Consider the following 22,124-nt stretch of genomic DNA (forward strand, 5'->3'; position numbering starts at 1 on the left):
TGCTTGACGACTGCACGATCAAGGGGGTGGTTTGAAACTACCCCCTTTGTCTATTCGCGCGCCTGCCCTGCGATTTGTGCCATCAAGCGCGCGGTGCGCTCCGAACAGACGCCGAACCGTGCGGCCTCGTCCGGCTCCGGGGGCGGTTCTAAACAACACCAACCAACTCTCCCCGTGTCATGAACGGTGAGGAACACCGGTACGGCCTATGTCGATGAGGGGCCTCGACTGCGCAAGAGGCAACGACCAGGCGATGGATATGGGACAGTCAGTGCGGGGAGGCGGTTGTCTCTTACGCAGGGGTGGATTCAAACCGCCCCTTGCGTCTGGTGCAGTTATCGCCGATATCGGGTCCCGGCCAACTGTGGCCCGACCTGCCCTTGTTGCACTCCGGACGGAAAGCCGCAGACCAACCACCCACGCGCGGGGGTGGTTTGAAACTGCCTCTGGCCGAATCACGCTTTGCCACCGACGAGAACCGTCAGCCAGGAGACCGGCCATGACGCCAATCGGGAAGAAAAAAAAAGAGGGGGTAGTTTGAAACTACCCCCTCCTTCGAATCGAGCCCGACCGGGTTAAAACTCAACGTGGCAGTGCGTCCACAAACCCCTGCATGGCCTTCAACAGAGCATCGCGCTGCGGCTGTTGCAGCGCCACCGACAACCTCACCGCCGGCCGACCCAGCGCGTCAAATCGCACCGAGCCGACCTTTCGATCACCGATCTTCAGCGCATGGCTTGCCTGGGTCGGACCCGCGGCTGCCGCCGGCAGGGAGGTTGCCGCCGACACGAGCCGCGCAAACACCGCCTTTGCAGACAGCCGACCACGCTCCGGCCCAAGTGCCAATGACCGAGCCACCAGCCCCGCCTCGTCCTCCTGGAAGGCGCGACCCAGCTCCGTCGCCCACGCCAGCTGAATCGACTGCGGCGTCGGAAACGCCTCGACCACCGACGCTGGCAGCCGTGCCAGGCTCAACGCCTTTCCCAGATTGCTGATATCGACCCCGAGCGCGGCCGCCATCTGGCGGTTCGATGGGTAGACGCCACGCTCCAGCGCACGCATGTACGTCATGCCCTGCTCCCACGGCGACGGGTCGGCGCGCCCGCGGTTCTCACGGTCCATCTCCTCGACCAGGGCCCGGTCGTCGAGATTCTCGACCACCGCCCAGACCTTGATGCCGAGCTGCCGGCATGCCTCGTAGCGTCGATGGCCGAACACCAGCTCGTACTTCGCCCCCTCGCCCGGCTTCGCGATCGCGCGCACCTTGATCGGCTGCGAATTGCGACCGGCTTCCTGGATCTCGCGCTTGAATTCCTCGAAGGCCTTGCCCAAGAACGCCGACTCGTGCCGGTTCGCATACTCGCTGCGCGCGATCTCGGCCGTGTCGATCGGGCGCGCCGGCAGTGCGCCGTCCCAGCTGCGAAGCTCCGCGCTGACCTCATTGAGCCGCCCCTCGAGCTCGTCCACCTGCGCGGCGCGTGCACGCAGATCCTCGTTCTCGCGCAGCAGGTCCGAGCGCTGGTCGTTCGCGAACGCCATCATCGCACCAGGCGCCGTCTTCGGACGCGCAGCCTCGGGTACCGACGCGACCGCCGGCATGATCGACGCAAAGTTGATCTTCGATGCCTTGTCTTTCAAGCCCATGTCAAACCGCCGTTTCCAGAAGCTGCCGCTCGGCGACCTGGCGCGCCCAGACCGCCTCGATCTGCTGCTCGACGAGTTCGCACATGCGGTCGTAAGCGACGCGCGCACGCGAGAAGGTCTTTGAATTGACCGAGCCGCGCGGCAGGTCGTAGACCGTCCCGAACTCGGCGCTGGCGGTTGCAGCCACGGCGGTCTTCGGGATCTCGATCGGCAACACCTTGTCGCCGTAACCCTCGAGCACCCACTGGCGCACGACCGAACTAGCCGTGTCCGAGGCCTCGACCCGCGACAACAGCACGTCGATGAACTCGAAGCTCTTGTCCTTGCCACGCCGACGCACGAGTTGATTGCACAGGTCCGAGAACAGATCCCAGAACTGCGCCGAACTCGCAAAGTCCAGCGCCGACGGCGGCAGCGGCATGATGACGCCGTCCGCCGCCATCAACGCATTGATCGTCACGTAACTCAGCGAGGGTGGCGTGTCGATCACGATCACGTCGTAGTCCTCACGCGGTAGATCCAACCCACGGTCCAGCACGCGCCAGAATTCGAAGCCCGGGTCGCGCGCCTGCCGCGCCGGCAACTGGAACTCGGCACCGTAGAGCAGGGGGGCCGCACAAACCAGGTCGATCGACGGCCAATAGGTCGGCCGGATCGCATACTTCAGGTTGTCCTGCTCGCCCCCGAACAGCAGCATCGCCGTGTGCTCGGTCTCGACCTCGGCGTCCGGCAACACCCCGAACAGTGTGGTCGCCGAGCCCTGCGGATCGAGGTCGACCAGCAGCACTTTGTGGCCGCGCATCGACAGACCCTGCGCCAAGGTCACGGCCGAGGTCGTCTTGGCCACGCCCCCCTTGAAATTAGCGACCGTGATCGTGATACCCGCGGCACTTGGGGGGCGCAGGTGCTCGGCCCGCAGTTCCCGTGCCCACGCCTGGGCTTGCGCCATCGTCCATTCGCGGCTGTTGCCATGGATCTCGCCGGCCGGCAGGTCGCCCCGCGTCAGCCGATAGGCGATCTTCGACTTGTCCACACCGCACAATTCCGCGAGTTGCACCGCCTTCAACGTCGGCGCCGTTTTGACCGCGGTCGGGGCCAACATGGCCGAGCGGATCCGGTCCATCATTCCAGCAATCCGCTGCGCCTGGTTCTCGATGTCCTCCAGGTTCTGCCGTCGTATGGTCTGCTTGATGTCCACAGAATCTGCCTTGAAAGTGATGGTGTCATGCGATTATGCCCATCACCGATTCAAAATCGCAGAAAGATCGATTCACGACAGGATGCAGTGCCTGACTTTGGACTTCTGGAGGCTTTCAGACCCTCTCCTCCCGAGATTAAAGAATAGCTTCAATAGATTCAAGAGATTAAGGTGGGCGCCAAGTTAGATTTTCTTCAATCAAATCAACAAGTTAGAAGCACTGCGCGTGCCGTTGCGTCCAGCTTCTAATCGCATGCGTCCATGGTCTGATCGCTTGCGTCCCGACTTCCATCACCATCTGTCCAGCAGCGCATCGGCCCTTGTGGATAACTTGCCCGCAGCGGTGTTTCCCCGTGCTTGCAGCGCCTCGATGCATTTGTCCGGGTTTCCATCGGGCAAAAAAGTCGTTCCCGGCTCCGCTTTCGGCCCACGCGGCAGCAATTGTCCAGGCTTTGATCGCGTGGCGGGCCGCGGCCCAGGGCCGCTGTGATGGCCATGTGTCCAGCTTCTCATCGCGCTCAACGCAGCCGTCGTCACGAAGTGTCCAGATTCTAATCGCGGTCCTTCACCCGGCGCGGTCCATCGCGCCGGCGTGGTTGTGTCCAAACGCCGTTGGACGTATGATCCCGCCCAGATGAGCAGCATGAGCGCCGACGTCCTTCCCGACAAGCCCAGCCCGTCGTACAGCAGCGACGAGGTGCTCGAACTGCGCAAGCCGCACGAGATGATCGTCATGATGCCGCGCTCGGCGCGCGTCACGCTCACGGGCCGCCGCATCTACAGCGCGCTGCTGCAGGTCGCCCAGACGCGCCTCGTGGCCCTGCCGGCCATGCCGCCCGCCGACTTCATGTTCGAGGCGCCCCTTGCCGCGATCCTCCGGACCACGGGCTCCAGCGGCAGCGAGCGCACGGCCGCCAAGAAGTACCTGATCGAGATGCGCAGCCTCGAAGTCGACTGGGAGTCGACCGCGCCCGGGGATGGCGTCAAGTGGCGCGGCTTCTCGATGCTGTCGGAGGTCGCGCTCGAGCAGCGCCGCGGCGAAAACTGGGTCAGCTGGTCCTATCCGCCCACCATCATGGCCGCGCTGCGTGAACCGCAGCGCTGGGCGCGCATCGACCTCGACGTGCTCGCCAAGCTCGGGTCTTACACCGCCGTCGCGCTCTACGAGATCTGCGCGCGCTACCGCGAAAACCCCGGCGGCGTCACGAGCCGCAAACCTGTCGCCTGGTGGGTCGACGCCCTCAGCAACGGACCGGGGGCCGAGCGCCGCGAATGGCGCAAGTTCAAGAACGAGCGCGTCAAGGACGCGATCGTCGAGATCAATGCCGAGACCGATCTCGACGTGGACCTCATCGAGCACAAGCAGGGCAGGGTGATCACCGAGGTCCAGTTCGCCGTGCGCAAGAAACGCCAGGCGGCGGCCGCCCGCCCCGTCGCTGGCGAACCCGTCGACGCCACGCTCGTGCTGCGCGCCGAGACCCTGGGCATCCGCGAGATCAAGCTCGAAGGACTGATCAAGGAATTCGGCGATGAGCGCGTGCGCGCCCAGATCGAGGTCCTTGAACGGCGCGCGGCGAATAAGAGCCTGCGGACCATCGACAACGCGTTCTCCTACCTTCGCTCGCTGCTGCGCAACGAGCCGCCACAGGAGAGCGCTCCCAGCGGCAATTCCGCAGCCGTGGCGCCCGACGTCGTGCCCGCGCCGGCGCCGACCCTGGGCGCCGTTGCCGCCGTGGTCAAGGACGAGGCCAGCTACCTGCGCGAGCAGATCCGGGTCATCAAGCAGGAACTTGCCGCGCTGCCACCGTCGCAGCTCCAGCCCTGGGTCGACCAGGCGCTGCAGGACCTCGCTCGCAAGGGAGCCCTCAACGCCGTGATCAATCGACGCGCGTCGCAGGGCGACGTGCTCCACGGCATGCTCGGCTCGGCCGTCGTCTATGCCTACGCCGATGCCACCTATGGCCCCGAGTGGAAAGTCGAGCCCGACGCGTCATCGGTGCCGCAGGCGGCGTGAGCGGTTGCCGGGCGGGGATCATCGGCCTTCGAAGAATCCGGGGCGGCCGCGCCCTGAATCCCGGCCGCGTTGTCGCCTGCGCCTTCCTGTCGCGGCCTCCATGAAACCTGGTTTCATCCCAGGCCGAGCTCGCGTCTTCCTTCGATGACCAAAGGTGTGACTGCTCACTTTTATTGCGTGCGTGATGCTCGCGTGAAGGCTGTCGCCTCGGAGCTGCCAACGCTGCCATGCTTCGCCGCGTAGGTGAGTGTTCACTGCCTGCGGTCGCTTTTTGACCGCTCATCCGAATTGGGCACTTTTCGCTGCTGGCGTCGTCCGGCCGCTTAACGCGGACTTCCGGCCAAGACTGCTAAAAAGGATAAAATGGGGAAACTACCCAATTCAAGGAACTGCGATGGCTGTTCATCCCGCCCCGGCCCGATCCGGCGACATCGAGCGCCTGGCTCGTGACCTGCCGTCGTTCTCGGCGACGAAGCTGGCCTCGGGCATGCAAGCCGTGGCCAGCACGGTCATGGCGCGTGGCGCCGTCGTGATCACGCGCCACGAACGACCTGCCATGGTGCTCCTGTCGGTCGAACGCTACCTCGAGATGGAGCAGGCGTCGGAGCCGAACCTCGAAGCCCTCACGCACGACTTCGACGCCATGTTCGCACGCATGCAAGGCGACGGCGCCGCACAGGCCATGGCCGACGCCTTCGCGATGGAGCCGGCCGAACTCGGCAAGGCAGCCGTCGCCCAGGCGGCCCCGGCAGCACGCCGCTGATGCCCGCGCGCATCTTCGTGCTGGCCGGCGTCAACGGCGCCGGCAAGAGCAGCGTGGGCGGCGCTGCACTGCTCCAGAAGAACGTCGATTACTTCAACCCCGACCTCGCCGCGCGTGCGCTGCTCGATGCGAACCCCGGACTCGCGGCCGAAGCCGCCAATGCCCAGGCCTGGGAGTTCGGCCGCAAGGGGCTCGAACGTGCGCTCGCGGACGGGCTCAACTTCGCGTTCGAAACCACGCTAGGGGCCCGGACGATCCCGCAGATGCTGCTCGAGGGCGCACGCAGCGGAGCACAGGTGCACCTCTGGTACGCCGGACTGTCCTCGCCAGAACTGCACCTGCGGCGCGTGCGCGCACGGGTCGCCGCCGGCGGACACGACATTCCCGAGGCCAAGATCCGCGAACGCTACGAGACCAGCCGCGCCAACCTGATCCGGCTGTTGCCCCACCTGGCCAGCCTGCGCCTCTACGACAACAGCGCCGAAGGCGACCCGAAGGCCGGTCAGCGGCCGCAGCCCGTTTTGTTGCTGCACATGGAGCGCGGGCGCGTTGTCTCCCACATCCCGCTCGAGCAGGTCCCGCACTGGGCCAAGCCCATCATGGCCATTGCGCTGGCGCGCCCCGGCGCCGCGGGCTGACCGCCGTCGCCGCGACCTCGGCAGCCTGACGCATTGGGCCTCCCCGCGCAGCGCGCGAGAGAAGGTTCTCTTGCAGTACCGCAGTACCGCAGTGCCTTGGTGCTCCACGCGCCGCATGCGCACGTGCGTTTAGTGGTCAAGTGCGAGCACGATACGAGTCGTGCAAAAGTTTCCAACCGAAAGGAAACGCTCAGGCATTTGCGAGAACAGTTCGCCGCGTAGTGCCCGACAGTGTGTCGCCGACATCGCCACGTCGAGGCAGATCCGAGGTCAGGTGCGCAAGCCGTTGCGCGACGCGATCCATTACCGTCTCCGGGCGCTCCGGGCAGGCGCCTGCAACTCGGCGGCTCCCAGTCTCCAGTTGTGGCACGATCGGCACGCGCACGCATCGGGTCCACTCAGTCGGGTCGACGGATTGCATCTTTCGAAGGAGCTTTCGATGTCTTCTCTGATCCGAGTCGTTCGTGCCGGCCTCGTGTGCGGCGTGGCTGGACTCCTGCTGGCATCGTGTGCCGCGCGCAACCCCGGCTCGCCGGACGTCATGGCGCAGCACCAGGCGGCTGCGGAGGCCGCCGCGGGCAACGACCTCCGGCCCATGATGCGTCTGTGCACGCCCGAAGGTGTGCGCCGACCTCCACCCGATCCCGACGGCTCGGCGATCCGGGCGCTGATCCAGCAGCCACCGCCCGAGCCGCGCCAGGTGTTCGACAACCTCTACTTCGTCGGTGCCCGGTGGGTCAGCGCGTGGGCGCTCACGACCTCGGACGGCATCATCCTCATCGACGCGCTCAACAACGGCCGGGAAGTCGACGACGTGCTGCTGCCCGCGATGCGCAAGCTGCGACTCGATCCGGCGCAGATCAAGCTTGTGGTCATCACGCACGGCCACGGCGATCACTACGGCGGCGCGAAGCGCCTCGTCGAACGCTTCGGTGCCCGCCTCGTCATGAGCGAGCAGGACTGGACCATGACCCAGACGCAACTCGAGTTCGCCACGCCGGCCTGGGATGATCCGCCGCGGCGCAATCCTGCGCGCGACATCGCTGCCAAGGATGGCGAGACGCTCCGGCTTGGCGATACCGCGATGACAATGTACCTGACGCCAGGCCACACGATGGGAACCCTGTCCCCGGTGTTCGACGTCCGGCTCGGCGCGCAGCGACATCGCGCGCTGCTGTGGGGCGGCACCAGTTTCAACTTCGGGCGGGACTTCGGGCGGCTCGACGCCTACATCGCCGCGACGCAGCGCATCTCCGGCCTCGTGGATGCCCAGCAGATCCAGGTGTTCCTCTCGAATCACCCGGGCTGGGACGACTCGCTGGCGAAGATGGATGCCGTTCAGCGGCAGGGCACGCTCGCGCCCAGTCCCTTCGTGATTGGCGAGAACAAGGTCAAGCGCACTTTGACGGTCATGAACGAGTGTGCCCAGGTCGCGAAAGCCCGCTACCTCCAGGCGCCCTGACTGCGTTGCGCCGGTGGCTCGACGAGGCCGGCGGGTCGACTACAGGATGGCAAGCACCGACCCGAGGCCCGCGGAGCCGACCACGACTGCCGCGCCCAGGAAGGCGAACGACGACGCCGTGCGCGTACCGCGCTCCGTCGCCAGACCCACGAGGCATCCGGTCAGCAGCAGCGGCAGAGGCACGAAGAGCGGCAGCGACACCATCAGGCTGTCCTCCAACGCCTGCCTCGCCGCGGCGCTTTCGAGATAGGTCCATTGCAGGCCCATGAGCGGCAGCGCGGCCACGACCATGCACAGGAACAGGCCCGGGAACCACCAGTCCCACGCCGTCCTCGGTGCCATTCGGATCAGGACCCCCGGTCGGCTCGGCCCGTTGCCCCGACCTGCGGCGCAATCGGTTGCAGCGGTGCCTTCATGACCGATGCCGGCGTCGATCGATGACCAGCGAGGATTGGGGGTGGTTGCGTGCGTCGTCATGACCGGCATCTTGCGGGCGCCGGGCGCCCGGGCCGCCGGTTCCATGCCAAGTATCTTCTGGCGATACGTCGCGTCGCAATCCCGGCGATTCTCGGGAGCCCGCCAGTGACGCGATGGCCTAGTGCCAGAGCGAGATGCTCATCAATTCAACCGGTCGAGTCATCTGTCGAATCAGGCCGTGCACTCGCCTGCGGCAACGCGGGCCTGCACCCAAGGCGACGGGGCAGGCTCGCAAGCGATCCCGCCAGCGCTGTACCACGCCCGATGGCCTCACCCAACAATCGCGCCATTGAATGACGCGACCGAGGCGCGCCAACGGTCGCAATTCTTGAATATCGCTCAGTGTCGTGAGCCGCTGGTCGCTGGTCGCTGGTCACTGGTCACCGCCACGCGACGACGTCCTGTGTTCAGCGCGTCGACTTCGTGTCTCAGGCCGGGAAGCGCAGGGACTCCTCAGACCGCCCTGAAGCCACGGCCTCCTTGAGCCACCTCGGACGAGGGCCCATGCCGCTCCACGTGTTGCCCGCACCGTCCTTGTAGACAAGGCCCGTGGAACGTTTGGCTTGCTTGCGGGGACGCTGCCTCGGCCCGGGCGCCGACGAGGCCAGTTCCTCGAGCGTGCGGCCGGCGGCCAATTCCGCACGAATCCATTTTCGGGCGCCAATGCTAATGCCATTCATAAGCAGGCCCGATGCCACTTGCGACTGTCGATGGGTCGGCGGCGCATCGCTTCCTCTTCGGTGAGGCAAGTGGCGCGATTCGCGCTCGTAGAACCGCCTTCTGCCGAGGTCGGGCCGTCGTGTAGGGCACGCTTTTGACGCCATTGAAACGCGCGCAGCGAGTGCGCTTCCGGAGCCCAGGCCTAACCTCTGGCTCGACCGGCTACAGAAGCAGCGGAGGACCTACCGCTCATATCAGTTGACGACTATCGCCGAGAGGGCAGTCGCACCATCCCAGTCTCGTCCCGCTGCGCTGCCAGCTCATCGAAAGACTCAAAACCGTCTCCGGGGGGCAGCGCGGCCAACCGGGCATCCGTCGCGGCCTTCACCACCGGCGCGTCGGCTGCTTCAGGGATCGTCGCCCATAGCATGACATCGCCATCCAGATGACGCCGCTCCAGGAAACGAAGCATCCGTTCCAAAACGTCCACCTGGGCACGCCGGAGCTCTGGATGCTGGGACAACTCCAACTCCGGGGGAGTTGTTGCTGCGGGAGGGCGGCACATGATTTTCAGCGTAGGTGATTTCGACTGAGCATGCAAGCCCGGGAAAGGCAGGGCGTCGACGTCACATCGCCCAAGCGTTCAAGCGAAGTGTTCGCTGCCGTAGCGGAGTATCTCGATGGAACCACTAGCTCAGCACGGCGGACCGCATCGCCCGGTTGGCAGGGCCCGCTGTTGGCTCACCTCGGCTTGCGGGATCGCACAGTTTCTACTTCTCCGTTCAGATGCGCTGCACTGCTAGCGGCCAACGCGTGCCAGCAAGCGCATGGCGGCAGTCAGGGTTTGCTTCTTGCGCCAGTACCCTTCCCACGGATCCGACTTCTGGAAGCTCAGGTACTCGCGGGCCGTCGCGATTGTCCACTGCGCGCCGCTCTTGAGGTCTCGCAACTGCTCCCAAGCCACCGGCATCGACACTCCAAGGCCCGGCCGCGAGCGCGCCGAGAACGCCGCCGCCGTCGTCGCCCCGTGGCCGTTGCGCAGGTAGTCGACGAACAGCTTGCCGACCCGGTTCTTCGGCCCGCTCTTGGCCACGAACCGGAACGGGATGGTGCGCGCCAGGTGCGTGACAACAGCCTGCGAAAAATCCTTGACCGTGTCGTAATCGAGCCGCGGCGTCACTGGCACGACCACGTGCAGTCCTTTACCACCAGAGGTCTTGAGCCAACTCTCCAGACCGAGCTCATCGAGCAGCGCGCGCACGAGCGTCGCCGCTTCCTGCACGTGCTGCCACGGCGTGCCCTCTCCAGGATCGAGGTCAAAGATGATCCGGTCGGGCTTGTCGATGTTCTTCGCCACCGAGTTCCACGTGTGGAACTCGATCACGTTCATCTGCGCGCAGGCCACCAGCGCTTGCGCGCTCGACACCTCGAGCAATTCAGCATGCCCGGGCCACAGCGCGGCCGGCAGGTTGTGCACGTGCGGGATCGACAGCTTGTCGTCATGCTTCTGGAAGAACAGCTCGCCCGTGATGCCCGTTGGGCCACGCACAAGTGATATGGGCCGTCCCTTCAGATGCGGCAGCATCCACTCGGCCACGCTCTCGTAATACCTCACGAGGTCGACCTTGCGCAGCCCGGTCGACGGATCGATCACGCGCTCGGGATTCGTCACCTTGACGCCTGTTCCCTTGGGCAACTTGCTGGGTGCAGCGCCGTCCCCCAACGACTTGGTGCGCTCGCGCACGATCAGTGCCGCCGGTTTGTCGGTGCGTACGCCGCGAAACACCGGGTGCCGTACGCGGCCGTCGGGCGTCCACTCGGAGAACGCTACCTCGACCACCATCGTCGGTTTGACCCAGCGCTCGGTGCCCACTGCGCGCTTGGACCAGCGACCTGGCTTGGCTTCCTCGGCGGCCACTGGCGCCTTGGCGACCTGAAGCTTGACGAGCGTCGACTTGAGCTCGCGGCCCAGCGCGGAGCCCCACCCGGTGCCGACCGAGCCGGCAAAGCGGATCTGCGTGCCGTCGTGGTAGCCGAGCAGCAGGCTGCCGACTTCCGAAGGCGCACCGCCACGGTCCGTGAAGCCGACCACCACGAATTCCTGCCTGTGCGTGCACTTGAGTTTGAGCCAGGTTTCCGTGCGCCCCGACGCGTAGGGCGCGTCGGCGCGCTTGACCATGACGCCCTCCATCCCCATGCGGCAGGCCGCATCGAGCAGGTGGCCCGGCAGCACGTCGAAGGACTGGCTGAAACGAACGATGCTTTCATCGCGCTGCTCGAACAACTCACGCAGCGTTGCACGCCGGTTCGCGAGCGGGACTGCGCGCAGGTCCATGCCTTCGAGGAACGGGACGTCAAACACGAACATCTCGATGTCTCCGGTGCGCGCATTGTCGATCGCGTTCTGCAACCGATTGAAGTCGGGGACGCCGGCCTCGTTGAGCGCGACGATCTCGCCGTCAAGCCACGCACTGTCCAACCCCAGCGCCGCGATGGCCTCGGCCACGGGCTCGAGCTTTCGCGTCCAGTCGTGTCCGTTGCGCGTGAAGAGCCGGACATCGCCGTGGTCGATCCGAGCCAAAAGGCGATAGCCATCGAACTTGTTCTCGACGATCCAATCGCCACTCGGCACCGCCGACACCAGCGTCGCCAACTGAGGCTGGAGCCTGGCTGGAAGCAATGCCTTCTTGCCGAGTCCGAGATCGGGTGCGTCGGCGCGCGGCTTCGAGACCAAGGCGCCGCGCGGGTCGCGTTCTTCGATGGGGCCGAGCGTCTTCGACACCACGCTGTCCGGGAGTTCGGCGATCACGTCGTACGCCGCACTCGGTCGAGCCCAGGCATCGCCACGCTTCTTCAGGAACAGCCACTGCTCCTTCTTCTTGTCCCCAGGCTTCGAGATGCGCACGAGCTCCCAGCGGCCCGCGAGCTTCTGACCATGCAACTTGAAGATCAGCTTGCCCTTGACCAAGCCCTCACGCGGGTCGCCCTCCGGCTCCCAGGTCCCGCGGTCCCAGACGATGACCGTGCCGCCGCCGTACTCGCCCTTCGGGATGTCGCCCTCGAAGGTGTTGTAGTCGATCGGATGATCCTCGACGTGGATGGCCATCTGCTTGATGGCCGGGTCGTAGGAGGGCCCCTTGGGCACGGCCCACGACACCATCACGCCGTCGAGCTCGAGCCTCAGGTCGTAGTGCAAGCGCGAGGCCCAATGCTTCTGGATAACGAAAGCGAGCCCGCAGTCCTCTCGCGCAGCGGCACCTTCAACCGGGGTGCCCGCTGGCTCTGCAGTCTTCGTGAAGTCGCGTTTCGCGTTGTAGCGCGAGAGCGCCTGGCCGCGTTCCTCGGTGGACGCAGGCTTCCGAGTTGCCCGCTGAGCGGTCGGGCCGGAGGTGATGCGCTTCGGTGTCGCGGCTTCACGGGGTGGCCGTGGCGTTCGCTTCGGCTTGGCAAGCCGAAGCTCCGCCCAGACAGGCGCGTGATCGCTCGCACCTTCGCGACCGCGCTCCTCGCGGCCCACGCCGGCGTCCATGACTACGAGTGACTGGCTGACGAGGATGTGATCGATGCGCAGGCCTGCGTTGCGCTCCCAGCGCTTGCGGCGATAGTCCCAGAAGGTGAACTGCTTGCCGTTGGGGTGGACCTTCTCCAACGCGTCAGTCCAGCCTTGAGACAGCACCTTGGCGAAGGCCTCGCGCGGCTCGGGCTGCAGCAGGGCGTCGTCACGCCAAGTGTCGGGCTTGTAGATGTCGGCGTCGGTCGGGACCACGTTCCAGTCGCCCAGAAGTACGACCGGCTGGCCGGACTTGTAGAGTTCTTCGGTGCGCTGACGCAGCCGTTCGAACCAGCGCAGCTTGTACTCGAATTTCGGCCCCGGCTGCGGGTTGCCGTTGGGCAGGTACAGGCATGCGAACAGCACCCCGTTGATCGCGGCCTCGACGTAGCGGGGCTCCTTGTCCTTCGGATCGCCCGGCAGTGCCGTGGCCACTGCCAACGGCTCGTGCCCGCGCGCGAGCAAGGCGACACCATTCCAGCTGCGTTGGCCGACCACCAGGCATTGATAGCCGAGTGCTTCGATCTGAGCAACTGGGAAATCGGCCGTCGGCGTCTTGAGTTCCTGCAGCGCAACAACGTCGGGCTGCGTGCGCTCGAGCCAGTCACGCAGCAGGTCCAGCCGCTTCACGACGTTGTTGATGTTCCAGCTCGCAACGTGCACCGCATCATTTCCGATATGTCCCCGGAGGTTAGCGCGTCCGTCCTCTCATAGGCCCAGGAAGTGCGGCCGCCCTACGGGCGCGCGCACTGCGCGCCTACGCGGGCGAGAGTCGCCGCCGCAGACTGCGGATGCGGCCAAACCGAGCAGGGCTCACGTCGGCCACACCCGGGATAACATTCCGCGCAGCTCTGTGCAGCAAGCCGGGCAGCGACCGCGAGACCAGGACATGGCCAAGCAACGTCACAAGAACCTCGAACTGCCTTTCTCGGAAAAGGCCGATCCCGTCCGCCGCAAGGCAGCGACCACTCGCGCGCGGACGCGGCGAAAGGGCCTCTTGTTGATCGACTACCAATCTTGGCAAGAGGCCATGGCCACGGTGCCTGCGGAAGGAGCCGTCTTGAGTCGATCGAAGCGCGGACCTTGAGCAGGTATCTGCACCGCCGGCTGATCGACGCCTCACGTCGGCTGCGCGCGAAGGATGTTGCAGGCGCGCAGATGCTCCTATTGGCGCGGAGAGGCGAAATTGGCCTGCTCCAACCCCCTAGACTTCACGCTTTCAACTTTCTAGACATTCATGACCAAGTCCTATGCCGAACTGACACGCGAGATCGCGGCCCTGCAGGCCTCCGCTCAAAAGCTGCGTGCGATCGAAGCCAAGGGAGCGATTGCAAAGATCAACGCGATGATCGCAACCTTTGACCTCAAGGCGGCAGACCTCAAGTTCGGATCGACCTCGACTGGCGTGTTGCAGCGGACCCCTAAAGCCAAGCGAGGGGCGGTCGCGGTGGGAGCGAAGTTCAGGGACGGCAAGGGCAATGAATGGGGAGGGCGCGGGCCGAGGCCTGCGTGGTTGCGTGATGCGATCGCCGGTGGTCGGACGCTCGAGAGCTTCTCGGTCGATGCGGTCGCCGCGAGCGCGGCTGCAACAGCAAAGGCGGCGAAATCGACGAATGCACCAGCGAAGTCGTCCGCGTCTCAACGCGTTAAGTCGCCCGTTGCTTCCCCGAAGACGGCTCCGAGAAAGTCGTTGAATGCAGCCAAGCCGGCGGCGAGTGCCGCAATCGACTCAACAACTGCAGAAACGGGCACGAGCAAGGTGAAGGCTTCGCGAAAGACGGCGCTCAAGCCAGCTTCCAAGAAAGTGTCTTCGACCAAGAAGCTGGCGCAGTCTGCAAATTCCGCTGCAAAGAAATCGCCTGCCAAGAAGATTGCCGCGAAAAAGCTGATTGCAAAGCCGGTGCGTGCTCCGAGCCCTAACAAGCAAGCTTCGGCTTCCAAGAAGCCAAAGCTGGCGACCAGTTCGGCCGCCGCGAAGAAGTCGGCGCCTAAGAGGGTCGCGGCACCCCGCAAGAAGGTGAACCCCAAGGCCACGGAGCTGGACAACGTGCCCGTCGAGGCCCAAACGACCCCGATGACTCCGGTGGCTGAAACCACATTGGCGGCTGCTTAGGTCTTCCGCTTCTACTATGCAGCTGATCGACCTCGGCGGGGGCGTTGCGAATCGAAGTTGAGTAGCGATGCGCGTTGCAGCCAGTGGGGGTCCTAGCGAAGCTTGGATTCGGAGGTGTGGCAACGCAGGACGCCATCGGGCAAGCGGACAAGCCTTTCAGTGTTTCCCGCGCTCCAACCTGCAAGTTGGACTGCACGGGCGCCCGCAACGGTTGACGGACCCAAGTTGGAGCCTTCTGCGGCAAGTTGACCTTTCAGGGTCTCTGAGCCGAAGTTGGAGGAAGTTTCGATTGCCATAGAGGGTGATTGCTTTCTTGAGGGGTCAGTTCGTGTCGGCCGTCAGGGTCGTGGGACGATGCGCGTTTTTCCATAGGACGATCCGGACAGAGCGTGACGGACGGCACCGCCGCAATGTCTCTGCGCTTCCCTCGTCCTGACGGCATGCCTCGAGCACTCAAGCTGTGCGGATGACTGCCACGCCGATTCGATCGAATAGCCGTCAAACCAAGGGATAGCCGTGGGGCGATCCGGCCTGCGGCCGCCGGGCTCTATGCGCCTGTGGCGCACCGGACCTGATGGTCCCGGCCTGGCGGTAACGATCCCTATCGCGACGCATGGATCCGCGTTTGCGGATGCACCCCTTTAGCCGGGCCAGGCCCGGTGACTTTCATGTCGTGATGGCTAAGGGGCCTGCCCCTCGCGCGCGGCGTGGTGAAGGCTTCGCCCAGGCAGGCTGGTGTCCCCATGCTTCGCCGAGGCTGCAGCACGGCGTTGCCGCTCTCCTTCGGAGAGTGGGCGATTCCCCTCCGGCCCACCTGCCACTCCGCTTGCGACCCCGGTTTCGCCAACGGGCAGGGCCGATGCGCATTTGCATCGAACCCCTCACCCGAAAAGGAGAACCATGAAGTCCCAATCCCTGAAGCTGGATGTCTACGCACGCGTGACCGACCGGATCATCTCGACCCTCGAAGCCGGAACGCGGCCCTGGCTGAAGCCCTGGAGCACGCCGGCCGGCGAACGATCCGCCGTCATGCCGCTGCGCGCCGACGGCACGCCGTACCGTGGCATCAACGTCCTGCTGCTGTGGGGCGAGGCGATGGACAAGGGATATGCCTGCAACACTTGGATGACCTACAAGCAGGCCGAGGCCCAGGGCGCCCAGGTGCGCAAGGGCGAGAAGGGTTCGATGGTGGTCTATGCGAACCGGGCCAGCGCGAGCGAGAGTGACGAGGAGGGCGGAGCGGAAGCCGGAAAGGCGGGGCGAGGCTATGCGTTCATGAGGGCCTACACAGTCTTCAATGTGGAGCAGATCGACGGCCTGCCGGAGACGTTCTACGCGAAGCCAGCCGAGAGGGACGAGGTGCGATCGCCCGCGATGATCGAGGCGGCAGATGAATTCTTTGCAGGCACGGGCGCGACGGTCCGGCATGGCGGCAGCCGCGCGTTCTACACGACCGGCGAGGACTTCATCCAGTTGCCGCCGCTGCAGGCCTTTCGCGATGCCGAGAGCTACACGGCCATCAAGGCGCACGAGTTCATCCACTGGACCGGGCATCACAGCCGCATGCATCGCGAGTTCGGCAAACGCTTCGGAGACAAGGCCTACGCCTTCGAAGAACTGGTGGCCGAGCTCGGCGCGGCATTTCTCTGCGCAACGCTCGGCATCACGCCGGAACCCCGGGACGACCATGCTGCCTATCTCGCCAGCTGGCTCCAAGTGCTGAAGGGCGACAAGTGAGCGATCTTTGCAGCCGCCGCGCACGCCCAGCGCGCCACGGACTATCTGGAGGGCCTCCAATCCGCTGACGTTGCCGATGCCACCGAAAGCGACCGGGCGACCGAGGCGGCATGAGCGGCTAAAAAAATCGCCGGGCTCAGCCCGGCGATCTCTTTTCAAAGGGCCTTGCGGCCATACACAGCGTCTGCTGCTCCGCAACTAAAGCGACAACGGCGAGCTAACGGCACGAGGACGTGAGCAAGCGGCGCGCTAGCTCGCGGCAGACAGCGAAGCTTTGCACCAACAACGGGCGCAGCCGAAACTAAAGTATTCGCCGTCATCACCTTGATTGACGCGGCTGATGAATGCGCGGACCCTTCGCTCCGTTTCCTGCTCCGGCCTTCTTCGTGCCCTGGTCGGACGGTCTTCCCACGAAGGCCATGTCAGCGCACCATGTGGGAATGCGCCCGTTGCCCCAAGACCTCAAATTCGATCGCTGGCAAGCAGCAGAGCGCGACGTCGAACAAGCTGAGCATTCATGGCTGACTGCCATCTACTCGATCGATGCGGACCCCAAGCTGGTCCGCGAGCGGCATGCCGAACTCGTCGAAGCGCGAAAGGCCGCGCTGATCCTGTTGGCGCAATCGCTGAACGAATCGGCAGCGGCGCACGGAGTCGGCCGGACCACTGCGCAAGATGGCGACATAGAGATCGGAGCGCGCAGGGAGGAAAGGGCCGGGACAGGGGCAGGGGAGGGCACCGGGCTACCGAGGACGTAGCCCAGCTTCGGGCCGCTCCATGCAGACGTCCCAGGACGGCTTGTTTAGCGGTGACGCTGTGGCGCGTGTGTACGTTCGGGACGCTGCGCCGCGGATACCGAGCGTGTCGCTTCCGAGCGCGGTTGACTCAGATCGTGGGCCGCAGCCGTGAGGTGCTTCAGGAAAGTCTCACGCCCCTTGCTGTTCGTGATGCTCTTCTCGGCCCAGGATGTCAGATCCTTGAGCATCTCTTCGGCGCGCTGCTGGTTGAACGGGATGATCGTGGCCTGGCCACGCTCAAGCCCGTACTGGACCTTCATGTGCGTGCCCGGCTTGACCGTGCCCGCGTCGATGGCACCACTGATCTCGGCGCTGTTGTCGAGCTTGCCCAGGTCGTGCGCGACCGCCACGCCGCGGCCGACGCGCTGGATGACATGGCTGTCGGTAATCAGCAGGACGCGTCCACCGTACTCGCCCTCGGCCTTCGGCAGATAGACATGGCCCCGCGTGCCCGGCGCCTGCGCCTTCAGCAGGTTGATGGCCTCCTGCCAATCGGGCTTGGGCATGTTCGAGCCAATCCGAACGAACGGTTCGCGCGGGGTGTCTTGTGAGGGTTCCATGGGGTCAGCGGTTTGGGTCCGGGAAAGTTGAGATGAAGAAGAGCGATCGGAAGCGTGGTTGAGCCAAGCCTCGACGCCCAGTGAAGTCAGGCGTTCCTTGTCGGCGACGTTCACGCCATGCTGGTTGCACCATTGCTGGATCGCGGCCAACGTGGGCAGGGCGGTCGTCGCGCCGTGCTCATGCACCTCGACGGCGCCGATGTCGAAGTTGGCGCGCATGGACGCCTTAGGCACGGACTCGAGGCGCAGCCAGGCGTCGTCCTGCCGATCGACGATGCTCATGAAGTCGGCCCGCGCGAGTTCCGCCGACGCCAAGGTCCCGCGACTGTGCGTGACCATGAACTGCCGGTAGTCCTGGCTCAGCTCGGCGATGGCGCCGATCGCGGCGACGGCGTGCTCGCGATCCTCGGGAATCTCAAGTCGGTCCAGCGCGCGCAGATGGGCTGCAGCGACATCGCGGGCCTCCTGGCCGGCGAACTGATCGGTGTCGAGCCGCATCACTCGCGCGAGCGTGGCATCGATCCCTGCAGTGGCCTCGGTGCCCTGCGTGATTCGTGCTTCAACAGTGGAAGTAGGCATCGCCCTCCCTCAATGGTCCTTTGAACACCCCGCGGGGTACCTGCCGGTCCGTACCGGTCAAGGCGAATTATGGTCACATAGCAATGTTTATTGCAACTATAAATCCATGGGTGCTACGACGCGTTCCGCCGCTCGAACAGCTGCTCGTACTCCTCGACCTTGCGTGACAGCAGCGTCTGGCAAAGCACGTCGAGCTGGGCCGCGTCCATCGCCTGGCTCTCGGCGTTGATGGCATCGAGGATCGACGCTTCCCCCATCGAAGCGAACGCAGGGGACAGATCGCTGAAGTCGTCTTGCAGGTAGTAGTCCGAGCGATCGACCGCCTGGCGGTAGACGCGCCAGTTCGTGCGTGGGAGCGGCCGGACCTTCGGAACCTTGCGCTGCTGGCCGTTGATGACCACGTCGCGCATCGGCACCGCGGCAAACCGCTCGCTGAAGAACGGGTCCGCGTAGTACTGGATCTTCTCGGCCTGGATTACCGGGATGCCAGCCCGAACGATGAGCTCGAGCTTCCGGTCCATGCCCAGGATCTCCTGCGGCAGCATCACGGCACGCGCCTGCGACGACTCGGATTCGCTGAGCGACGAGCGACCTGCCGAGAATGCGCCGATGTTCGAGCGTTGCATCGAGCTCGATTTCACGGTCTGGTTGCCGATCAGCTTGCTGTACTCCTCGGCCTCTTTGACCTGGCTCGGCGTGAAGACGATCATGGCGCCCATGTTCGAGACGATGTTGTGCGCATCCTCTCGGCCATACACCGCCTCGAGCTGGGAGCGGTCCTGAATGACGATGGCCAGGCGCAGGTTGTAGCCGGCCATGTAGCCGACGCCCTTGGCGAGGATCGCGACCTTTCCCATCGCCGTGAACTCGTCCATGAGCAGCAGGCACTGGTGCTTGAGGTCGGGGTTGTCTTCGGGAAGCTCCCGCACGTTCTCGTTGATCAGCTGCGAGAAGAACATGTTGAGGATGAAGCCAGCCTGCACGACTTCATTCGCCGGGATGTGGATGTAGATCGTCATCTTCCGCCGGCGGACCTCACGCAGATCGAAGTCGTCGGCCGAGGTGGCCTTGTCGACGATCGCATTGCCCCACAGGGCCAGAGGGGCCACGAAGCTCGACAGAATGTTCTTGAGCGTGTTGTCGGGGTTGTTGAGGAAGCGGTTCAAGGCATCGACGCAGGGCGTCGAGAGGGGCATGCCGCTCGACGCGCGGACGGCCATGACGTGGGTCAGGTAGTCCGCCATCTGCTGGCCCTTGCCCGAGCCCTGGCGCAGGATCTCGCCGATCGTGTGCGGCAGCTGGGGCGTCTCCAGGACCAGCAGGGCCAAGCCGACGAACAGGTTGCGGGCCGAGTCGGGCCAGAACGGATCCTTGGGGTTCTGCTGATAGATGATGGCGGCGAGCGCCATGAGGTCGTTGACCCGGAAGTTCGGGTCCTTGGAGACGTAGGAGAGCGGGTTCCATCGGCAGGTGCTGGCCGAGAACGGGTTGAAGTAGAAGACCTGGTTGCCCAGGTACTGGGCCCGGAACTGGCCTGTCAGGTTGAAGTTCTCGCCCTTGATGTCGAGCACCACGGCGGAGTCCGGGAAGGTCAGCAGGTTCGGGATGCAGAAGCCCACCCCCTTGCCCGTGCGCGTCGGCGCGGCCAGCAGCACGAACTCGTAGCCCGGCAGGCGCAGCAGCTGGCCGTCGTGCTTGCCCAGGATGATCCCGTGCGGACCGTCGAGGCCTTCCTTGGCGATGTCGCGGGCGTTGGCGAACCGGGCGTTGCCGTGCAGGGGAGGCTTCCTGCCGGCCAGCAGCGCCTGAAGCAGCAGGCCGGGCAGCACCAGGCAGAGAACGAGCGACAGCGCTGCGCTGGCCTTGACCTTCTGCCGGGCTGCCGGTGTGTCGGCAACTTCCCAGGCCTGTTCGATCGTCGTGAACGCCGCATGCTCCGGGCTTTGCCTGTACGAGAGGAACAGGATGACGCCGGCCAGGTAGTTGGCCAGCGTCAGGAAGCAGACCACTGCCACGAGCGCGCCGGCCGCGATGGCGGCCTTGTGTCGCCCGGTCACGCGGTGGCCCTGAGTTTCTTCTCGGGGTCGTAGTAGATCTCGCTGATGAAGCGCTCGCCGCCGATGCTCTGGAACTGGATCACGACGTCGATCGTGAGGGTCAGCAGGCGCTTGATGACGTCAAAGGTCAAGTTCGCACCACCTGGTGAGTCCTGGATCATGATGGCCATCTGCTCGAAAGCCAGTGCCGGCGTGCCGGCATGACAGCTCGTCATGCTGCCCGGATGGCCCGAGGCCGCGTTGCGCACGTAGTAGAGGCACTCGTCGCCGCGGACTTCGGCCAGCAGGATCCGGTCCGGCTTCATGCGCAGGCAGCTCTCGAGCAGCATCTTCGGGGTCACGTTGGCCGCGGATTGGCCGCCCTTGCTGTACAGCAGGTGCACGGCGTTCTCATGCGGCAGGAACAGTTCGCGGACGTCCTCGATCGTGATCAGGCGCTCGCCGCGCGGGATCTCGCGAACGAGGGCCTTCATGAAGGTGGTCTTGCCCGAACCCGTGGCGCCGGAGACAACGATGTTGAGGCGCGACGCGACGGCCAGCCGCAGGAAGCCTTCGTAGTTCTTCTGCTCGAGCAGCTTGGTCAGCTCGATCTCGTGCGGCATCAGCGCGTTCTGCGTGGTGCGCACCTGCTTGAAGAGGCCGTCGCTTGCAAAGTCGTCGAGCGTGCGGGCGATCCGTGCAGGCTTGCGCAGCGTGAACGAGACGCGGCGTGGCTCGACGGCCGGGGACATCACGAGCTGGATGCGTGAGCCATCGGGCAATGAGGCGCTCAGCAGCGGCGTCGTGCGATCCCACTTCTGCTTGCTGAAGGTGGCCACCGCGCGCCCGAGATGCGCGACGGCCTGCTGGTCGACCTGGTCGGTTGCCGCAGACGACCAGGTCGAATGCTTCTCGTACCAGATGCGGCCCTCGTCGTTGACCGCGATCTCGGTCACGCCGTCGTCGTCGATGAACGACTGAAACGGCGCAAGGAAGGTCCGCACGGAGGTGTCGTCGGCGAGTGGTTCGCTCTCCTGGGGAAGCGGTCGCGCCTGGGGCAAGGTGGCCAGGTTCATGAAGCAGGAATTAGCTTGTAGACGCCATCGAACCAAAGGTCGCGGTTCACGAAAATCATGATCCGGTCGCCGCGGTTCTTGTAGAGCGTCGGCGGGATGTTGATGGTCGAGTCGAGGATCTTCTCGGACAGACGCCTCGTCGCGCCGATCGTGTTGTTGGGCAGGTAGACGTTCGTGCCGGCCGCGCTGCCGCTTTGTGCCGAGGCTTGGTTCTGGCGCTCGGCCGTGGCGTAGCCGATCCCGTCTTCGATGAACGACAGCAGGACGGCGGCGCCGATGCGGTCCATCCAGTGGTTGTCGACATGGCCGTCGGCGCCCGTCGTGCCGACGCCGTCTGTTGCGGGCGAATCGACGTCGATCACGACGCCGCGCGTGGTCTTGATCCGGGCCCACTGCACGGCGATGCGCCGGTCGCCGACCTTGAGCGATCCGCCGAAGCTGCCCTGGGCCTTCGAGCCCTTCTCGACCAGCAGCGCCTTGCCATCGTCCGAATAGACGTCCTCGGGCACGACGCAACTCGTGTTGCCAGGCACGGTCGAGTCGAGCTGGGTTTCGAGGACGCAGGGGATCCAGCTTCCGCGCGCGATCACGAAGGAGCGGTCGCCGAGTTGCGCCGCGGAGGCTTGAGCCGTGGCTGTCGGCGGCTTGCCCGACGCCTGGGAAGCCGCCATGGCCTGGACGGTCTTATCCGCAGGTCGCGAGGCCTGCTCGACCATCATCCTGGCCTTGGCCGCCGCTTCAGTAGCGAGGTCCGTCGGCGTCGCGGTGCCGTCCATCATCATCGAGGGCGGCGCGGATTTGGGCGGGGGCAGGGCAGGGG

At 65.2% G+C, this 22,124-nt stretch carries 16 protein-coding genes; 7 read left to right on the top strand and 9 right to left on the bottom strand.

Going from position 1 to position 22,124, the window contains the following annotated elements; genetic code table 11:
• Positions 1–582: 582 nt before the first annotated feature.
• Together B0W80_RS13160 and B0W80_RS13165 are read right to left on the bottom strand one after the other, a co-directional pair.
• Positions 583–1,644 (bottom strand): ParB/RepB/Spo0J family partition protein, encoded by a 1,062-nt coding sequence (locus B0W80_RS13160; RefSeq protein ID WP_076999589.1) that lies wholly within the window; start codon positions 1,642–1,644, stop codon positions 583–585.
• A gap of 1 nt (position 1,645) precedes the next feature.
• Positions 1,646–2,842 carry a ParA family protein gene (locus B0W80_RS13165; RefSeq protein ID WP_256856564.1) on the bottom strand — a complete coding sequence of 399 codons (1,197 nt, stop codon included), beginning with the start codon at positions 2,840–2,842 and terminating at the stop codon, positions 1,646–1,648.
• A gap of 643 nt (positions 2,843–3,485) precedes the next feature.
• On the opposite strand from B0W80_RS13165, the gene B0W80_RS13170 reads away from it, so the two are divergent.
• From B0W80_RS13170 to B0W80_RS13185, 4 genes are all read left to right on the top strand, one after another.
• Positions 3,486–4,856: a replication initiation protein gene (locus B0W80_RS13170; RefSeq protein WP_179106901.1), complete on the top strand. Its 1,371-nt coding sequence runs from the start codon at positions 3,486–3,488 to the stop codon at positions 4,854–4,856.
• Positions 4,857–5,250: 394 nt separating this feature from the next.
• Positions 5,251–5,619, top strand: coding sequence for a hypothetical protein (locus tag B0W80_RS13175; protein ID WP_076999591.1), 369 nt, complete (start codon positions 5,251–5,253; stop codon positions 5,617–5,619).
• A complete protein-coding gene (locus B0W80_RS13180; RefSeq protein WP_076999592.1) occupies positions 5,619–6,257 on the top strand; it encodes a zeta toxin family protein in 639 nt (212 codons plus the stop codon). The genes B0W80_RS13175 and B0W80_RS13180 overlap by 1 nt, the downstream gene beginning before the upstream one ends.
• A 541-nt stretch (positions 6,258–6,798) precedes the next feature.
• Positions 6,799–7,719 carry an MBL fold metallo-hydrolase gene (locus B0W80_RS13185; protein ID WP_179106902.1) on the top strand — a complete coding sequence of 307 codons (921 nt, stop codon included), beginning with the start codon at positions 6,799–6,801 and terminating at the stop codon, positions 7,717–7,719.
• A gap of 39 nt (positions 7,720–7,758) precedes the next feature.
• Here B0W80_RS13185 and B0W80_RS34900 read toward each other — a convergent pair whose 3' ends face one another.
• From B0W80_RS34900 to ligD, 3 genes are all read right to left on the bottom strand, one after another.
• Positions 7,759–8,241, bottom strand: coding sequence for a hypothetical protein (locus B0W80_RS34900; protein WP_143684603.1), 483 nt, complete (start codon positions 8,239–8,241; stop codon positions 7,759–7,761).
• Between the two features lie 383 nt (positions 8,242–8,624).
• Positions 8,625–9,020, bottom strand: coding sequence for an H-NS histone family protein (locus tag B0W80_RS36490; protein WP_083745362.1), 396 nt, complete (start codon positions 9,018–9,020; stop codon positions 8,625–8,627).
• A gap of 635 nt (positions 9,021–9,655) precedes the next feature.
• Entirely contained in the window at positions 9,656–13,069 is a 3,414-nt protein-coding gene (gene ligD, locus B0W80_RS13205) for a DNA ligase D (RefSeq protein WP_076999597.1), read from the bottom strand.
• 574 nt (positions 13,070–13,643) lie between these two features.
• Between ligD and B0W80_RS13210 the strand changes: the two genes are divergently transcribed.
• The 3 genes from B0W80_RS13210 to B0W80_RS13220 all read left to right on the top strand — a co-directional run bounded on the left by B0W80_RS13210 (position 13,644) and on the right by B0W80_RS13220 (position 17,014).
• Positions 13,644–14,519, top strand: a complete 876-nt coding sequence (locus B0W80_RS13210; protein ID WP_076999598.1) for an H-NS family nucleoid-associated regulatory protein — start codon at positions 13,644–13,646, stop codon at positions 14,517–14,519.
• 900 nt (positions 14,520–15,419) lie between these two features.
• Positions 15,420–16,256, top strand: coding sequence for an ArdC family protein (locus B0W80_RS13215; RefSeq protein WP_256856566.1), 837 nt, complete (start codon positions 15,420–15,422; stop codon positions 16,254–16,256).
• A gap of 449 nt (positions 16,257–16,705) precedes the next feature.
• Entirely contained in the window at positions 16,706–17,014 is a 309-nt protein-coding gene (locus tag B0W80_RS13220) for a hypothetical protein (protein WP_143684604.1), read from the top strand.
• 44 nt (positions 17,015–17,058) lie between these two features.
• Here B0W80_RS13220 and B0W80_RS13225 read toward each other — a convergent pair whose 3' ends face one another.
• The 4 genes from B0W80_RS13225 to virB10 form a co-directional block, all read right to left on the bottom strand.
• Positions 17,059–18,192, bottom strand: a complete 1,134-nt coding sequence (locus B0W80_RS13225; protein WP_143684605.1) for an FAD-binding oxidoreductase — start codon at positions 18,190–18,192, stop codon at positions 17,059–17,061.
• Between the two features lie 113 nt (positions 18,193–18,305).
• Positions 18,306–20,249: a type IV secretory system conjugative DNA transfer family protein gene (locus B0W80_RS13230; RefSeq protein WP_076999601.1), complete on the bottom strand. Its 1,944-nt coding sequence runs from the start codon at positions 20,247–20,249 to the stop codon at positions 18,306–18,308.
• The gene (gene virB11, locus B0W80_RS13235) at positions 20,246–21,304 is read right to left on the bottom strand and encodes a P-type DNA transfer ATPase VirB11 (protein ID WP_076999602.1); all 1,059 of its coding nucleotides are present in this window, start codon (positions 21,302–21,304) and stop codon (positions 20,246–20,248) included. Before virB11 ends, B0W80_RS13230 begins: the two co-directional genes overlap by 4 nt.
• Positions 21,301–22,080: a type IV secretion system protein VirB10 gene (virB10, locus tag B0W80_RS13240; protein WP_179106905.1), complete on the bottom strand. Its 780-nt coding sequence runs from the start codon at positions 22,078–22,080 to the stop codon at positions 21,301–21,303. The genes virB11 and virB10 overlap by 4 nt, the downstream gene beginning before the upstream one ends.
• Between the last annotated feature and the right edge of the window lie 44 nt (positions 22,081–22,124).

It is taken from the genome of Variovorax sp. KK3, assembly GCF_001984055.1.
Taxonomy (GTDB): Bacteria; Pseudomonadota; Gammaproteobacteria; order Burkholderiales; family Burkholderiaceae_C; genus Variovorax.

What these genes read in the sequence shown, in the direction of transcription:
- B0W80_RS13215 (WP_256856566.1), top strand. Translation starts at nt 15,420, where the DNA reads ATGAAGTCCCAATCCCTGAAGCTGGATGTCTACGCACGCGTGACCGAC.
- virB10 (WP_179106905.1), bottom strand. Translation starts at nt 22,080, where the DNA reads ATGGACGGCACCGCGACGCCGACGGACCTCGCTACTGAAGCGGCGGCC.
- B0W80_RS13185 (WP_179106902.1), top strand. Translation starts at nt 6,799, where the DNA reads ATGGCGCAGCACCAGGCGGCTGCGGAGGCCGCCGCGGGCAACGACCTC.
- B0W80_RS13210 (WP_076999598.1), top strand. Translation starts at nt 13,644, where the DNA reads ATGACCAAGTCCTATGCCGAACTGACACGCGAGATCGCGGCCCTGCAG.
- B0W80_RS13170 (WP_179106901.1), top strand. Translation starts at nt 3,486, where the DNA reads ATGAGCGCCGACGTCCTTCCCGACAAGCCCAGCCCGTCGTACAGCAGC.
- B0W80_RS34900 (WP_143684603.1), bottom strand. Translation starts at nt 8,241, where the DNA reads ATGGAACCGGCGGCCCGGGCGCCCGGCGCCCGCAAGATGCCGGTCATG.
- B0W80_RS13175 (WP_076999591.1), top strand. Translation starts at nt 5,251, where the DNA reads ATGGCTGTTCATCCCGCCCCGGCCCGATCCGGCGACATCGAGCGCCTG.
- B0W80_RS13180 (WP_076999592.1), top strand. Translation starts at nt 5,619, where the DNA reads ATGCCCGCGCGCATCTTCGTGCTGGCCGGCGTCAACGGCGCCGGCAAG.
- virB11 (WP_076999602.1), bottom strand. Translation starts at nt 21,304, where the DNA reads ATGAACCTGGCCACCTTGCCCCAGGCGCGACCGCTTCCCCAGGAGAGC.
- B0W80_RS13225 (WP_143684605.1), bottom strand. Translation starts at nt 18,192, where the DNA reads ATGCCTACTTCCACTGTTGAAGCACGAATCACGCAGGGCACCGAGGCC.
- B0W80_RS13160 (WP_076999589.1), bottom strand. Translation starts at nt 1,644, where the DNA reads ATGGGCTTGAAAGACAAGGCATCGAAGATCAACTTTGCGTCGATCATG.
- B0W80_RS36490 (WP_083745362.1), bottom strand. Translation starts at nt 9,020, where the DNA reads ATGGCGTCAAAAGCGTGCCCTACACGACGGCCCGACCTCGGCAGAAGG.